Raw genomic sequence first — 13,853 nt, 5'->3', positions numbered from 1 at the left:
CGGCAAGGCCCGGAAATGACAGCGCGCCCCGGGCCTTGTCGGCCCGGGGCGCCTGGGAAGTCGCTTGTCAGTTGCTCAAGCAGCACGACCATGGCGCCCGGCGGGCCGGGTGCCATAGGTAAAGACGAAGGTCTGGTGCTTGCGCATGGCGACAGTATGGACCGACCGCCCCGGGCCGGGCCAACCCCGGTTCGGATGGTGAGACGAAAGGTCCCACCCCGCGCCCCGGTAGAATCGACAAATACCGACCCCCTCCCTTCGCCGGAAGGCCGCCAGTGTCATCAGCGTCCCCTGCTGCCGCGCCCGACGTCGTACTCGTTGTCGACTTCGGCGCCCAGTACGCCCAGCTCATCGCCCGCCGCGTCCGTGAGGCCCGGGTCTACAGCGAGATCGTGCCGAGCACGATGCCCGTGGCCGAGATGCTGGCCAAGAACCCGAAGGCGATCATCCTCTCGGGCGGCCCGTCCTCCGTGTACGCGGAAGGCGCCCCCGTCCTGGAGCGCGAGATCTTCGAGGCCGGGGTCCCGGTCTTCGGCATGTGCTACGGCTTCCAGCTGATGGCGACGACGCTCGGCGGCACCGTCGACGACAACGGCGCGCGCGAGTACGGCCGTACGCCGCTGCACGTCAGCAAGGCCGGCTCGACGCTCTTCGAGGGCACGCCCACCGAGCAGTCGGTGTGGATGTCGCACGGCGACGCCTGCTCGGCCGCGCCCGAGGGCTTCACCGTCACCGCGTCCACGGACGTCGTGCCGGTCGCGGCCTTCGAGAACGACGAGAAGAAGCTGTACGGCGTGCAGTACCACCCCGAGGTGCTGCACTCCACGCACGGCCAGCAGATCCTGGAGCACTTCCTCTACCGCGGCGCCGGCATCGAGCCGACCTGGACGACCCACAACGTCGTCGAGGAGCAGGTCGCCCTCATCCGTGAGCAGGTCGGCGACAAGCGCGCCATCTGCGGTCTGTCCGGCGGTGTGGACTCGGCGGTCGCCGCGGCCCTCGTCCAGAAGGCCATCGGTAACCAGCTGACCTGCGTGTACGTGGACCACGGTCTGATGCGCAAGGGTGAGACCGAGCAGGTCGAGAAGGACTTCGTGGCCGCCACCGGCGTCCAGCTGAAGGTCGTCGACGCGCAGGAGCGATTCCTCACCGCGCTCGCCGGTGTCTCCGACCCGGAGACCAAGCGGAAGATCATCGGCCGCGAGTTCATCCGCGTCTTCGAGCAGGCGCAGCTGGAGATCCTCCAGGAGGACGGCCCCGAGGTCGCCTTCCTCGTGCAGGGCACCCTGTACCCGGACGTCGTCGAGTCCGGCGGCGGCACCGGCACCGCGAACATCAAGTCCCACCACAACGTGGGCGGGCTCCCGGAGGACCTGGAGTTCGAGCTCGTCGAGCCGCTGCGCAAGCTGTTCAAGGACGAGGTCCGCATGGTCGGCCAGGAGCTCGGCCTGCCGGAGGAGATCGTCCAGCGCCAGCCGTTCCCCGGCCCGGGCCTGGGTATCCGTATCGTCGGCGAGGTCACCAAGGACCGCCTCGACCTGCTGCGCGAGGCCGACGCCATCGCACGCGAGGAGCTGACGGCGGCCGGTCTGGACCGCGAGATCTGGCAGTGCCCGGTCGTGCTGCTCGCGGACGTCCGCAGCGTCGGCGTCCAGGGCGACGGCCGCACCTACGGCCACCCGATCGTGCTGCGCCCGGTCTCGTCCGAGGACGCCATGACGGCCGACTGGACGCGGATGCCGTACGACGTGCTCGCGAAGATCTCGACCCGGATCACCAACGAGGTGGCCGACGTCAACCGCGTCGTCCTCGACGTGACGAGCAAGCCGCCGGGCACGATCGAGTGGGAGTAACCCACTGAGCGGACGATCGGAGCCGCCGCACCGGAAACCCCGGGGCGGCGGCTCCGCCGTTTTAGGGGCGCGGGGAACTGCGCGGCCAGCCCAAGACGGCCCGCAGACGAACAACGTGCTCGACCCTGTTCACTCGTCGGACCGCGCGGTAACTTCCGGCCATGACCGAGATCCCGCAGACCCCGGCGGAGCCGCCCGCACCCATACCCGTCGACCAGCTCCAGTTCTCATTGCCGCCCGTGCACGACGACCCGGCCGAGGCGAGGCGGCACAGGCGGCAGCGCCTGGCGGCCGCGCTGCGGCTGTTCGCCCGGTTCGGTTACGAGGAGGGCGTGTCCGGCCACATCTCCGCGCGGGACCCGGAGTTCGAGGACTGCTACTGGGTGAATCCTTTCGGCGTCCCGTTCGCGCAGGTCACGGCGGGCACGCTGGTGCTGGTCAACGGGGACGGCCAGGTCGTCGAGGGCCGCCACCACGTCAACCAGGCGGCCTTCGCCGTCCACGCGCAGGTGCACCGGGCCCGGCCCGATGTCGTCGCCGTCGCGCACACCCACTCGGTGCACGGGCGCGCACTGGCGGCGCTCGGCGAGCTGATCGAGCCGTACACCCAGGAGGCGTGCGCCTTCTTCGAGGACCACGCCCTCTTCGACGCGTATACGGGCGTGGTCGTCGACGCCGAGGAGGGCCGCCGGATCGCGGCCGCGCTCGGTGCGTACAAGGCCGTGATCCTGCGCAACCACGGGCTGCTGACCGTGGGGGACTCGGTGGACGCGGCGGCCTGGTGGTTCATCGCCATGGAGCGCTGCGCCCAGGTGCAGCTGGCCGCGCGGGCGGCCGGAAAGCCCGTGCTCATCGACCGCAGGGACGCGGTCGCCACCCATGATCAGCTCGGCAGCGATCTGGTCGCCTGGATCAACTACCAGCCGCTGTGGCGCCAGATCAGCGAGTCGGAGCCCGAACTCCTGTCGTAGTACGTCAATTTGATGGTGCGTCAATCACTCGCGCCGCGACGCCCCGTCGGGCGGGGGATGGCCCGCGTACGGCACAATTCGCTGACAGTTGACGTGACTTGGGCGTGGCGTGAGGGAAAGGGCGAGATCTCTGTGGCGGTGCAGGAGGCTCGGCAGTGCGGTGGTGAGTGCGGGCCGGGGTCGCGGGACGGGCACCGGCGCGCGGTCGCGGAGTTCCTGGCCAAGCGCGACGGGTTCGCCGCCGGAGAGGGGCTGCCCGCCGCCGTCGCGCACTCCGCCGGGGCGTCCCGGCAGTGGGTGTCGGACGAGCTCACCCAGTCCGCGCGCGTGCTCGCCGAATGCGGTCGGGAGGCGGGGCACGCCTGGCCGGGTGCGGTCTGGCGGGCCACCGTCGCGATCGTGTGGGGCAGCGTGGCCGCGCTCGCCCTCGCCGAGTCGTCCACCGCGATCGGCACCGGCTGGACCGCCGCGCGGACCGCGGGCCTGATCGCCGCGCTGGCCGCCGCCGTCCTGCTCACCGGGGCCGCCCGGCTGCATCGCGCGCGTGGCGGCCTGCTCGCGCCGGTCGTCGGCGAGGACAACCGGCTCTCCACCTCGCGCGCGGTGGCCGCCGCCTGGGTGCTGCTCGTGGTCTTCGCGGTCCTCGTCCTCGCGCTGCGCCTGGCCGGGGCGTCCGGCCCCGCGGAGCGCGACGACGTGCTCGACGGCCTGAAACTCGGCCGGGGCGCGGGCCTGTTGACGGTGGTCGCGCTGGTCTGCGCGATCGCGGTGGTGGTGCGCCGCGTGGTGGTCGTACGCATCGCGGGGCAGCGGCTGCAGAAGGTGCGCGCCGAGCGGCCGCGCGCCGCCGATCTGCTCACCGACGACGCCGGGCGCGGCAGCTTCTCGGATGTGCAGTACGTGCTGGTCAGCGCGGTCGCCGTGATCTTCGCCGGGGTACGCCTGGCCCGTCGGCCCGAGCAGCTGCCCGATCTGCCGTGGGCGCTGGCGCTCCTGGTCGCGGTGTCGGCGCTGACGTACTTCGCCGGGAAGTACGCGGAGGGCGGCCGTCCGGTGGTGCTCTCGGTCGTACGGGCGCGGGAGGCGGGCGATCTGGACGCGCCGATCCGCACCGGCGACGACATCGAGATCCGGGGCGCCGGATTCGTGCCGCCGGGCGCGGGCACCCCCGACCGGCTCGCCCGGATGGTCGTGCGGATCGGCGCCGTCCATGTCCATGTCCCGCTGATCCCGGTCACCGGCGGCTTCGCCAACCCCACCGACACCCTGCTGACCGTCCCGGTCCCGGTCGACGTCGAGCCCGGCCGGGTCGAGGTGCGGGTGGTGACGGCGGCGGGCGTCGAGACGAACCGCATCTCGATCGACGTCACGGACTGAGATCGACGCACTGCGCCGAGCCCGTTGACGGCTCAACCGGTTGAGCCGCCTGTACCTCCCGTACGTATGGTCTGTTGACAGGGGATACGGAAGGCGGGATCGGCGATGGCACACGGATACCTCACCCGGACACACAGCGGCGGCACGGCGACGGGCAGGACGGGGCTGCGGGCGACGGCGGGCAAGTACGCGCTGCTGCCGCTGCGCGTCTTCCTCGGCGTCACGTTCGTCTACGCCGGGTTCGACAAGCTCACCGGCGGCACCACCACCCTCAAGGCGAGCGGCGCAGGCTCGATCGGGGAGCTGATGCACTCGGTGCGCGACAGCTCCGCGATCCCCGCCCTCGTCGACCTCGCCCTCAAGAGCCCGGTCGGCTTCGGGTACGCCATCGCGTTCGGTGAGATCGCGGTCGGACTCGGCATCCTGGTCGGCCTGTTCGGGCGGCTCGCGGCGGTCGGCGGGGCGCTGATCTCGCTCAGCCTGTGGCTGACCGTGAGCTGGGCGACCACGCCGTACTACTACGGCAACGACCTGGCCTATCTCATGGCCTGGCTGCCGTTGGTGCTGGCAGGGACGCCGCTGCTGTCGGCGGACGCCTGGCTGGCGGCGCGCCGCCGTCTGCGCACCCCGTAGGCGATCCAGCTCGCGAGCCCGGCGAGTGCGAGCCCGCCGGACATCAGCGGGATCACCGCGTACCAGGGCGTGTTCCACTCGTTGGCGGCATCACCCGCGAACAGTACGGCGGTGGCGAGCACCGCGGCCCCCGCGATGAGGCGCCCGGGCCGGAACTCATGACGCGGCACGGTCCACCTCCGCCTGGCCGATGGAGACATGCAGATCGAGCTCGACGGTCCCGGCGGGCTTGGCACCGGCGGGCGGCGGGAGTGTCACGGTCTTCTTCTGGTTCGGCTCGACGTTCACGTCGTGCGGGCTCTCACTGGGCAACTGCACGTCGCCCACGCCCACCTGGATGGTCGCCTTCACGGTCACGCCCTTCGGTACGAACACCCGGAGCCGGCCAGCGCCGAGCTCCGCGCGCGTGGAGACGGTCTGGCCGGCGGGCACCACGACCCGGCTGAGATCCAGCGTGCCCTCGCCGGTGCCCAGCTGGTACGACGGCTGTACGTCGGCGATCGCGGCGGGCTTCCAGTTCGCCCTGGTCCAGTGGGTGTCGATGGTCTTGGGCAGCGCCGAGGCCCCGGCGAGCAGCGCCGCCGTGAGCACCGCCATGAACAGCGTGCCGAACCCCGTACGCCCCACGAACGCGCTGATCACCAGGCCGAGGCCGAACACCGCGAGGGCGGCGGTCAGGCCGATCTGGAGCGCGGTGCCCAGCGGCTGGTGGCTCCAGGCGCCCGCCGTGCCGATGCCGCCCGCGATCAGCGCGAGCAGGAAGACGAGCCCGCCGATCGGGCGCGGGCCCCGGGTGGCCCGGTCGGCCGCCTTCTCGGCCGGGCCTTCCTTGGCGCGCGCCCCGAACCCGGGGCGCGCAGGCGCGTCGGCGCCCTCGGCGCCCCACAGATAGCCGGTGCCGACCGGGCCGGTGGTGCCGTCCTTGACGATCGGGTCGCGCCACCAGGAGGGCGGGCCGGGGGCGGGCGGCGCCTTGGTCTCGGGGGGCGCGCCCGGGGTCGCGAAGGTCTGGGACGCGGCGCCGGTCGCCGTCTGGGCGGCGGCGGTGACCGGCGGGGCGTCCGGGGGAGCGGTGGAGCGGCGCTGCGACCAGACGGCGGTGCCGGTGACCGTCAGCGTGAGCAGACCCGCGAAGGCGAGCACCGAATCGTTGCCGATCATGGACAGGAAGATCCCGCACCCGGCGAGCGCCATCAGCACGGCGGCGAGGGAGGCCCCTTCGACCCGGCCCGACAGCAGCCTTCGCGCCTCGTTCTCGTCCTCGCCGTCGAGCGGGACGAGCAGCCACGCGAAGCCGTAGAAGACCAGGCCGAGGCCGCCGGTGACGGTCAGCACGCCGAGCGCGACCCGGAAGATCACCGGGTCGACGTCGCACCACCGGCCGAGCCCGCCGCAGACGCCGCCGATCACTTTGTTGCGGCTGCTGCGGCGCAGCTGCGGCGCGGCGGGCGCCGGGTCCGGCGGCGCGACGGGAGTCTCGGTCGGCTGAGTCATACGTCCATGGTGACGGGCGGTGCGGGCGTGCGGCACCCGGTCCGACCCTGGCCTGTCCCTGAGATTGCCCTGATGGGGAGCTCGGGCCTCCCCCTGACGGGGGATCCGTCCTCCCCCGTGCGGGGATCGCGGATCAGGGGTGGTGTGGGGGCATTCCCTGATGTCCGTGCCCGGTCCGGCGTGTGACGATCGGTGCATGTCAGTCGCCGCTTCCCGTATCGCGCCCATCGAGGCCGACGAACCACCCGTGCGCAAGCTCTACCGGTCCGCCGAAGGGCGGATGCTCGGTGGCGTGGCGCGCGGGCTCGCCGGCCACCTCGGGCTGCCGGTGGTCTGGGTGCGGATCGTCTTCCTCGGCCTGTTCACGATCGAGGGCCTGGGGGCGCTGCTGTACGCGGTGTTCTGGTTCGTGGTGCCGCTGGGCCTGGGCGGTACGGCCGTCGAGCCGCGCTCCGCGTTCGAGGTCAGCCCGGACGGCCGCCGCAGGCTCCGCAAGCCCGACAAGGGCCAGGTCGTCGCGCTGATAGCGCTCTGCTTCGGAGCTGCGATCTTCGCGGGGAACGTGAACGTCGACGGCTGGGCCAGCCCCTACATCTGGCCGACGCTGCTGGTCGGAGCCGGTGTGATCCTGGTGTGGCGCCAGGCGGACAACGCCCGCCGCGCGCGCTGGACCGAGGGCGCCAAGCGCAGCCGACTGCTGCCGCTCGCCCGGGGCCTGGCGGGCGTGGCCCTGGTCGGCACCGGCTTCACCGCGTTCGTGGTGGTGCGGGGCTCGGCCGCGCAGCTCGGCAACGTGATGACGGCCGCGCTCGCGGTGATCGCGGGCATAGCCCTGCTGGCCGGCCCGTATCTGGTGCGGATGACGCAGGACCTCTCCGAGGAGCGGCTGATGCGCATCCGCGCCCAGGAACGTGCCGAAGTCGCCGCCCATGTGCACGACTCGGTGCTGCACACCCTCACGCTGATCCAGCGCAACGCGGAGAACGTGGGCGAGGTGCGCCGCCTCGCCCGCGCCCAGGAGCGGGAGCTGCGGGCGTGGCTCTACAAGCCGGAGGGTACGGGCAAGGACGAGGCGCAGGAGCCGACGACGCTCGCGGAGGCGGTGAAGAAGGCCGCCGCCGAGGTCGAGGACAAGCACGGCGTCCCGCTGGAGGTCGTGGTGGTCGGCGACTGCCCGCTCGACGAGAAGCTGACCGCGCAGATGCAGGCCGCGCGCGAGGCGATGGTGAACGCCGCGAAGTACGGTGGCGAGGGCGGAGCGGTCCAGGTCTACGCGGAGGTCGAGGGCCGTACGGTCTTCGTGTCCGTACGGGACCGGGGCCCGGGCTTCGACCCGGACGCGGTGCCCGGCGACCGGATGGGCGTACGAGAATCGATCATCGGCCGGATGCAGCGCAACGGCGGAACGGCGCGGCTGCGTTCGGTGCCCGGTGGGGGCACGGAGGTCGAGCTGGAGATGGAGAGGGCGGACGGATGACGACGGAGCAGACCCAGGGAGCCCAGGGCGGATCCGAGCGGCGGGTGCGGGTCGTCCTGGTCGACGACCACCGCATGTTCCGCACCGGTGTCCAGGCGGAGATCGGGCGCACCGAGGAGACGGGCGTCGAGGTGGTCGGCGAGGCGGCCGACGTGGACCAGGCGATCACGGTGATCACGGCGACCCGGCCGGAGGTCGTGCTCCTCGACGTGCACCTGCCGGGCGGCGGCGGCGTGGAAGTCCTGCGCCGCTCGGCCCCGTTGATGGCGGACGCGGAGCGCCCGGTGCGCTTCCTCGCGCTGTCGGTGTCGGACGCGGCGGAGGACGTGATCGGGGTGATCCGGGGCGGCGCCCGCGGCTATGTCACCAAGACGATCACGGGTACGGACCTGGTCGACTCCATCTTCCGGGTCCAGGACGGCGACGCGGTCTTCTCGCCGCGCCTGGCGGGCTTCGTCCTGGACGCCTTCGCGTCCACGGACGCGCCGCCGGTCGACGAGGACATGGACCGCCTGACCCAGCGGGAGCGGGAGGTGCTGCGGCTGATCGCGCGCGGCTACGCGTACAAGGAGATCGCCAAGCAGCTGTTCATCTCCGTGAAGACGGTCGAGTCGCATGTCTCGGCGGTGCTGCGCAAGTTGCAGCTTTCCAACCGCCATGAGCTGACGCGCTGGGCTACGGCGCGGCGTCTGGTCTAGAGGCCCCGTCCGGGGCGGGAACCGGGATTGTCAAGACTGCGTCAAACCCACTGTGCCCACGCGGCACAGTAGTTACGCTGCGCGCCGTTGGTGATCCACCGGGACACGGGGGAGTGGTCCATGAGCTTCGAGGAAGAGTGGGCGTCGAGCAAGGCGAAGGCCTCCGGGCAGCCGGTGAGCATGCGGCTCAACCGGGTGCCGGACGACGGGCCGCCCGCGCCGGCGGGGCCGGGCAACGACAACGACCTGGCCTCCAACGCGGGGCGCAAGAAGACCGCCGCCAACGACATCGAGACGGACTTCGAGCCCAACAGCAAGAAGGCGGGCGCGTGGGCGGACGAGGCGACCGCCACGGCGGTCAAGGCGTTCGAGGGCTGGTCGACCGCGGCGGGTCTGAAGAAGGCCGAGGAAAACTGGGGGAAGTCGGTCACGGCGCTGCTCGCCCGGCTCTCCGGTGAGAAGTCCGCGCTGCGTGGCACCAACCAGTTGTTCTTCAGCAACGACCTCGGTGTCGGCAACGACTTCGGGCCGTTGAACAAGCCGTCCGGGCTGAACCTGCTCTCGCCGCCGGCGCACCCGTAGGAGGCTGTCTTGTTGACGTACGAAGAGATCATGAAGACCGATCTCTCCCAGCTCACCACCGCCGCCGACAAGTGGGACGCGATGGCGGGGGAGTTCAAGAAGCTGGAGGACCGCTACAAGAACCAGGTCCAGAACGTGAGCCTGGACGGCACCTGGACCGGTCAGGCCTCGCTCTACTCCCGGCCCAACTTCGCGACCACGCACAACCAGTACGTCGCCGCGCAGACGGAGGCCAAGGCCGTCGCGTCGCTGCTGCGCGACGCGTACACGCAGTTCGTGGACCTGAAGGCCAAGGTGGTGTCCGCCAAGGAGGACGCCATCAAGGCGGGGATGAAGGTCTCCGACACGGGCTCCGCGACCTTCGACTTCAGCAAGGTCAGCACCGCGGCGGCCAACGCGATGCGCCACGACCCGGATTTCCACGACGTCGAGGACTCCTGGAGCAAGCACATCGCCCAGGCCGTGTCCGCCATGGACGACGCCGACCAGGGCGTGAAGATCGCCCTGGAGGCCGTAGGGGCGGACCCCGGCCCGTTCTCCGGCACCCCGAACGGCTTCAACGGCAAGGCCGTCGGCGACGTGGAGTACTACGAGGCCGAAGCGGCTCTCCAACTCGCCGACAAGGTCAAGGACGGCAAGAAGCTGACCCCGCAGGAACTGGCCGAGGCCGAGACCCTGTTCCGCGACAACGCCCACGACAAGGTCTTCACCCAGACCCTGCTCCAGGGTCTGGGCCCCGACGGCGCGATCAAGTTCACCCGGCACATCGACGACTGGGCGCTCTCGGACAAGGACCACAAGGGCGACTACGCGACCATCGAGCAGGGCTTCGCCGACTCCCTCGCCACGGCGACCACCGTCCCCGGCAAGATCGCCGACATGCCGCCGGGCTCCGAGAAGTACAAGGCGTGGCTGGACAGCGCCGACGGGAAGTTCTACAAGGACTGGACGGCCGGGATGGACGACGCCGGCGTCCACAACTACGGGAGCAAGCAGCAGCCGCTGGAGGGGTACCAGATCCTCACGACGCTGATGCAGAAGGCCAGCACCCCGTACGACGACCAGTATCTGAACGACCTGGGCGACCACATGATCGCCGCCGAGAAGGCGCAGAAGCACGGCCTCTTCGACACGTGGGGCGCCGAGTACAAGGGCATCACTCCGGACCCGATCGACGCGCTCATGGGCGTCATGAGCAAGAACCCGGACGCCTCGACGTACTTCTTCGACCCGGCCAACAAGGACGGCGCCGACCACCTCCAGTACCTGGTGGGCCAGGGACACGGCAGCCGGGAATGGCCCACGCACTCCATCGCCACCGGGGTCAGCGGCCCCCAGAACGTCCCCATCCCCAACCCCCGCGCCGGGCTCGGCTCGGCGCTGGAGGCCGCGGCGACGGGCCACCCGCCGCTCGGTCTGAACCAGGACCCGTATCCGGTGCCCGGGCACACCCCGGCCGAGGCACGGGTGATGGACGCGATCATCAAGAACCTGGACCAGGGCACCAGCACCACGGTCCCGGCCGACCTGCGCGACCCGGTGGCCAAGGCGCTCGCCGAGTACACCCCGGACACCCACGAGATCCTGGGCGGATCCGGCGGCGGATACGTCGACCACCTGGCCGACGGATCCTGGACGGACGCGAACGGCAAGGCGCATCTGGCGACATCGCCGGAGAAGCTGGTGCAGGTCATGCGCGGCCTGTCGGACGACCCGAACGCGTACGCCGACCTCAACAAGACCGAACTGCGCTACATCGACCAGCAGTTGCACCAGATGCCGCCGGGGGCGACGGGGTACGACCGCAGTGTGCCGCTCTCCCACGCGGGGTCCGTGCTCGGCACGTACACCGCGATACGCGAGGACGTGCTCAACGACACCCGCTCGGCCGAGTACTCGAAGGCCGACTGGAAGGCGAAGGTCGCGTACCACGTCATCGGTGGCGCGCTCACGCCGCTCTATCTCACCGCGGGCGAGACGACCATCGCGTTCGGCGACTCCCTGCAGCGCGGTGTCGACACCCTCACCTACCAGTGGGACAACGCGATGCGCGCCCAGGCCGACTCGAAGGCCAACGCGGGCATCTCCGACTCCTTCATGCAGGCGGACACGCAGATGAAGACGATCGTGGGCGCCTGGGGGAGCGAGCGTTACAACACCAACACGCCGGAGGGGCAGACGCAGGTGAACGGGTTCATCACCGACATCATGCACGGCCACACGGACGGCCTGACCATGGCGCGCGGCTACCTCACCGACACCACCAACTGAGTCGGGGCAGGTAAATGGAGACAGAGGTGGCGACGGTCGCTCCGCAGGAGCCGAAGGCCCGCCGGGTGCCGGTGAAGGTGCTCGCCCTCACCGGGGCCGTCGTCGTTCTCGCCGGAGCGGTGGGTACGTGGCTCGTGCTGCGCTCCGACGGCGGCGGGGCGCAGCCGTCCTGCGCCACCGTCGGCAAGAACGCCCGTATCCAGAAGGATCTGGCTCCCGCCGACACGAAGGGGATGAACTGCCCTGATCTGGCCGCCGCGTTGAAGAAGGCGGCGGCCTCGGACGGCTCCGGGCGGCACACGCTCCAGCAGGCCGGGGTGATGCGCGACCTCATCAACACGCTCGACGACGACTTCCGGGACCGCAGCAGGGCGGACATCGCGGCGCCCCTGCGCCAGACGGTCGCGGATCTGCTGGCCGACTACTCGACCGACGTGCACACCATGCTGGTGCACTACGTCGAGTCGGCCGAATATCTCAAGCACGCCGGACCGGACGGCGGACCGTGGCGCGACGACAAGGGCGTTGTCCGCATGCCCGTGGCCAACCAGCCGCTCATCCTGGTCATGCGGGCGGTGTCCGACGACCCCGCCGCGTACGCGACGCTCCGCAAGGCGGAGACCGCGCGCTCGGCGGACGATCTGGCGCGGATCACCAAGACGTCGTCCGGGGCCGATGTCTCCGTGCCGGTCAACGGCACCGCCACCGCGATGGGCCTGCTCGACGGCATCGCCGACGACGTGCTCGCCGCCCGCTCGACGAGCGAGGCGACGCAGTGGAAGGCGGATGCGGTGAAGGGTCTTTCGGACGCGGACACGAGTCCGGTTCCGGCGTACTCCGCCGACCCGGCGCACTACATCACCCGCACCTGGGAGCGGGGCGCCGGCAGCGGCGGCTTCCCGGCCCTGGGCAAGCAGACCGAATCCATGGTGGGCATCCTGGTGAAGGCGAGCGGCCGTTCGGCCGAGTCGGTGGCGAAGCCGCTGAGCCAGGTCGCGTCCTCGGCCCGGGTCGGGAAGGACTGGCTGGACGAGGCCCTGACGAACGTCGGCTCCCCGCCCAAGAGCCTCCGCAAGTAGGCCCGTACGTAAGCCGACACGCATACCCCCTGCGTAACACCTCTCACGTAAAAACCAGGCAAACCAGTCAACCCGGACAGGTAGCTCACCCTCTATCTCCACGTGACAAGCCTGACCGGTACTCCGTTTCTCGCCGCCGCGTTCATCGTGGCCGTGCTCGCCGTGCTCGTGCCGCTGTTCGTGTGGGGGCGGGTCGGGGGGCCCGTGGTGGTGCGGGGGGCCGTGCGGCTCGTGATGGTGATGGTGGCGCAGACCAGTGCGATCGTCGCGGTGTTCGTGGCCGTGAACGACCAGTACGGGCTGTACGACAACTGGGGGGATCTGCTCGGCACCGAGAGCCATGTCACCGCCGCCCCCGACCTCGGCGCCGACGGCACCGGCGGGCGGAACATCGCCGACTCGCCCCGGGTGCGGCAGACCTTCACGCCCGTCACCGACGACCCCGACATCGGGCCGGACCTGCGGCGCACGCACCTCAAGGGGGAGCTGTCGGGTGCGGAAGGCGAGGTGTACGTGTGGCTGCCGCCGCAGTACGACGACCCGGCGTACAAGAACAAGGACTTCCCCGTCGTCGAACTGCTCGCGGGCTACCCCGGGTCCGCGCGGGACTGGTGGGGCAACCTCGACGTACAGACGCAGCTCAGGCCGATGACGGAGAACGGCGAGGCCACACCGTTCATCCTGGTCTCGCCGCGCACCACGCTGCTGCCCGGCCAGGACACCGGCTGCGTCAACGTTCCGGGCGTCGTCAACGCCGACACCTGGCTGAGCGTCGACGTGCGCAAGATGGTCACCGACAACTTCAGGGCGCAGAAGAGCTCCGCCGGGTGGGCCGTCGCCGGGTTCTCGGCCGGGGCGCACTGCGCGGCCAAGCTCGCCCTGGAGCACCCGGACCGCTTCCGCGCGGGCATCGGGTTCTCCGGCTACAACGACCCCGGCGCCGAGCCCTCCTCGGTCGCCGCCCATGACACGCGGCTGCGGCGGGAGACCAACCCGCTGTGGATAATCGCGCACGCCAAGACCCCGCCGCTCACCTCGCTCTATCTCACCGGCGAGCCCGCCGACGGCTACAACGACGGCCTCGCGCTTCAGCGGGCCGCCAAGGCGCCGACCTCCGTCACCGCCGTGCGGACCACCGGCGGGCACCGGGTCACCAGCTGGAAGCCGCTGGTGCCGCAGGCCTTCCGCTGGCTCAGCGGCGTGCTCGACGGCCCCGTCCCGAGCCCGCCCCCGGGCGGCCCCCGGCCGAGCGGAGCCCCGGCGAGCGCCCACCTGCCCGGCGGACGGCCCGCACCGCACGGGCCGGGCCGCCCCCTCGCGACCCCGTCGCCCCGCCCCGTCACCGCCGACGCAAGTACCGAAAAGGTAAAGCCCTAGTCAAGCGGGGCAACTCCTGTTCGTACAACCGGCTCTTCTCC

At 71.2% G+C, this 13,853-nt stretch carries 11 protein-coding genes; 10 read left to right on the top strand and 1 reads right to left on the bottom strand.

The features are described from left to right. Window positions 1-275 precede the first annotated feature (275 nt). The 4 genes from guaA (at window position 276) to BG418_RS25570 (ending at window position 4,834) form a co-directional block, all read left to right on the top strand. Entirely contained in the window at window positions 276-1,853 is a 1,578-nt protein-coding gene (gene guaA, locus BG418_RS25585; RefSeq protein WP_188276319.1) for a glutamine-hydrolyzing GMP synthase, read from the top strand. A 161-nt stretch (window positions 1,854-2,014) separates the two neighbouring features. Next, window positions 2,015-2,824, top strand: a complete 810-nt coding sequence (locus BG418_RS25580; protein ID WP_188276318.1) for a class II aldolase/adducin family protein — start codon at window positions 2,015-2,017, stop codon at window positions 2,822-2,824. Window positions 2,825-2,956: 132 nt separating this feature from the next. Next, on the top strand, window positions 2,957-4,201 hold the full coding sequence (locus BG418_RS25575; protein ID WP_399000230.1) for a hypothetical protein: 1,245 nt from the start codon (window positions 2,957-2,959) through the stop codon (window positions 4,199-4,201). 105 nt (window positions 4,202-4,306) lie between these two features. Beyond that, window positions 4,307-4,834, top strand: a complete 528-nt coding sequence (locus BG418_RS25570; RefSeq protein WP_188276317.1) for a DoxX family protein — start codon at window positions 4,307-4,309, stop codon at window positions 4,832-4,834. Between the two features lie 156 nt (window positions 4,835-4,990). On the opposite strand, the gene BG418_RS25565 is transcribed toward BG418_RS25570, so the two are convergent. After that, complete coding sequence (locus BG418_RS25565; protein WP_188276316.1) at window positions 4,991-6,328, bottom strand: PspC domain-containing protein; 1,338 nt, start codon at window positions 6,326-6,328, stop codon at window positions 4,991-4,993. 196 nt (window positions 6,329-6,524) lie between these two features. Between BG418_RS25565 and BG418_RS25560 the strand changes: the two genes are divergently transcribed. The 6 genes from BG418_RS25560 (at window position 6,525) to BG418_RS25535 (ending at window position 13,812) form a co-directional block, all read left to right on the top strand. Continuing rightward, on the top strand, window positions 6,525-7,805 hold the full coding sequence (locus BG418_RS25560) for a PspC domain-containing protein (protein ID WP_188276315.1): 1,281 nt from the start codon (window positions 6,525-6,527) through the stop codon (window positions 7,803-7,805). Beyond that, entirely contained in the window at window positions 7,802-8,503 is a 702-nt protein-coding gene (locus BG418_RS25555) for a response regulator transcription factor (RefSeq protein WP_188276314.1), read from the top strand. The genes BG418_RS25560 and BG418_RS25555 overlap by 4 nt, the downstream gene beginning before the upstream one ends. 120 nt (window positions 8,504-8,623) lie before the next feature. Further along, window positions 8,624-9,085: a hypothetical protein gene (locus BG418_RS25550; protein ID WP_188276313.1), complete on the top strand. Its 462-nt coding sequence runs from the start codon at window positions 8,624-8,626 to the stop codon at window positions 9,083-9,085. Window positions 9,086-9,094: 9 nt separating this feature from the next. Beyond that, complete coding sequence (locus tag BG418_RS25545) at window positions 9,095-11,356, top strand: hypothetical protein (protein ID WP_188276312.1); 2,262 nt, start codon at window positions 9,095-9,097, stop codon at window positions 11,354-11,356. A gap of 26 nt (window positions 11,357-11,382) precedes the next feature. Beyond that, the gene (locus BG418_RS25540) at window positions 11,383-12,435 is read left to right on the top strand and encodes a hypothetical protein (protein ID WP_188276311.1); all 1,053 of its coding nucleotides are present in this window, start codon (window positions 11,383-11,385) and stop codon (window positions 12,433-12,435) included. Between the two features lie 102 nt (window positions 12,436-12,537). Continuing rightward, window positions 12,538-13,812, top strand: coding sequence for an esterase family protein (locus BG418_RS25535; protein WP_188276310.1), 1,275 nt, complete (start codon window positions 12,538-12,540; stop codon window positions 13,810-13,812). Window positions 13,813-13,853: the final 41 nt, after the last annotated feature.

Source organism: Streptomyces sp. CBMA152 (assembly GCF_014596475.1).
GTDB lineage: Bacteria > Actinomycetota > Actinomycetes > Streptomycetales > Streptomycetaceae > Streptomyces.
The sequence above is the reverse complement of the archived record's forward strand: the minus strand, read 5'-3'. Positions and strand labels throughout refer to the sequence as shown.